We start from the raw sequence: 1,116 nt of genomic DNA on the forward strand, positions 1-1,116 counted from the left end.
AACTGGTCGTCGGCCGCAACCCGGTGGTGGAGGCGCTCCGCGAGGGCGTCCCCGCCTCCACGCTCTACGTCCAGCAGTTCATCGACAACGACGAGCGCGTCCGCGAGGCCCTCCAGCTCGCCGCCGAGCGCGGCGGCATCAACCTCATGGAGGCCCCGCGCCCCGAGCTGGACCGCATGACCAACGGCCTCAACCACCAGGGCCTGGTCCTCCAGGTCCCGCCGTACGAGTACGCGCACCCGGAGGACCTGCTCGACGCCGCCGCCGAGGAGGGCGAGGACCCGCTGGTGGTCGCCCTGGACGGGGTCACCGACCCGCGCAACCTCGGCGCCGTCGTCCGCTCGGTCTCCGCCTTCGGCGGCCACGGCGTGGTCGTCCCCGAGCGCCGCTCGGCCGGCATGACCGCGGGTGCCTGGAAGACCTCCGCCGGTACGGCGGCCCGGACGCCGGTCGCCCGTGCCACCAACCTCACGCGGACCCTGGAGGCCTACAAGAAGGCCGGCCTCACGGTGGTCGGCCTGGCGGCGGACGGCGAGGTCGAACTCGGCGACCTGGAGGCGCTCGCGGGCCCGGTGGCCATCGTGGTCGGCAGCGAGGGCAAGGGCCTGTCCCGCCTGGTCGGCGAGACCTGCGACTTCCGGGTGCGCATCCCGATGCCGGGCGGCGCGGAGTCGCTCAACGCGGGCGTGGCGGCCGGGATCGTGCTCTACGAGGCCGCGCGCAGGCGGAGCTGACCGACGGCCCGGACGGGTTGAACACCCGTCCACGGCCTCACCCTTGCGGGGTGATTCGGGTGGCCGTACGGCGTTGGGCACGGCCTTGACGGGGTCCGGACACATCCGGGCGGTCAAAGCAGTGTCCTAACACCACGTCACTCGGTTAGATGAGTGTGGACACCAGAACACCCCGCACACCCACGGGGGACCGCTCGTCGGGCTTCGACGACGCTCCCGCGCTGAGCATGGTGAAGGTGCCGAGCGATCCGGCGCAGGTCATCGTCAATCACGCCAGCTTCCGCGTGCAGTTGGGCGCGTCGGCGAAGGGCACCCAGTCCCCCCGGATCACCCGGCATCTGCACGCCACCGGCCAGGAGACCGCCCGCAAGCCGGTCCTGGG

Annotated in this window: 1 protein-coding gene and 1 pseudogene; both read left to right on the plus strand. The window is 72.8% G+C overall.

Annotated elements, in window-relative coordinates; genetic code table 11:
- Positions 1–734: 23S rRNA (guanosine(2251)-2'-O)-methyltransferase RlmB (rlmB, locus tag H5J33_RS36115; protein WP_181798884.1), on the plus strand; the 734-nt coding region annotated here is incomplete at its 5' end.
- A 149-nt stretch (positions 735–883) separates the two neighbouring features.
- Positions 884–1,116 (plus strand): annotated as a pseudogene (locus tag H5J33_RS36120) (hypothetical protein); the annotation flags it as partial.

The organism is Streptomyces sp. WELS2, assembly GCF_013870595.1.
In the GTDB taxonomy this organism is placed as follows: domain Bacteria; phylum Actinomycetota; class Actinomycetes; order Streptomycetales; family Streptomycetaceae; genus Streptomyces.